The organism is Bradyrhizobium sp. NBAIM08 (assembly GCF_020193935.1).
GTDB classification, from domain to species: domain Bacteria; phylum Pseudomonadota; class Alphaproteobacteria; order Rhizobiales; family Xanthobacteraceae; genus Bradyrhizobium; species Bradyrhizobium yuanmingense.
The window spans coordinates 1-393 of record NZ_JADYVR010001142.1 but is presented as its reverse complement, the minus strand read 5'-3'; the positions used below and the strand labels follow the sequence as shown (position 1 = coordinate 393).

The 393-nt window shown below is 58.8% G+C and carries 1 protein-coding gene; it reads left to right on the top strand.

Going from position 1 to position 393, the window contains the following annotated elements; genetic code table 11:
- Window positions 1–14: 14 nt before the first annotated feature.
- Window positions 15–393 (top strand): glycoside hydrolase family 15 protein (locus I6F37_RS43865; RefSeq protein ID WP_225154966.1); only part of this gene is annotated, 379 nt, incomplete at its 3' end.

The following is a 393-nucleotide window of genomic DNA, read 5'->3' as shown; positions in this document are numbered from 1 at the left end:
TCTGGAGCCTGTGGGTGAACAAAGAGGAGCTGGATTTCAACGACGTTCCAGCGGATCTGATCGACCTCTACAAGCGCTCGCTGCTGACGGTGCGCACCCAGATTGACGATAGCGGGGCGATTATTGCCGCCAACGACAGCGATATTCGCCAGTTTTCTTTCGACACTTACAGCTACATGTGGCCGCGCGATGGCGCGCTGGTGGCCTACGCCCTCGATCGGGCGGGCTACGATGAGCTAACCCGTAACTTCTTCAACTTCTGCAACCGGGTGATCACGCCCGAGGGCTATTTCCTGCACAAATACAACGCCGATGGCACGCTGGCCTCGTCGTGGCACTCGTGGATGGTGGATAATCAGCCGCGGCTGCCGATTCAGGAGGATGAGACCGCGC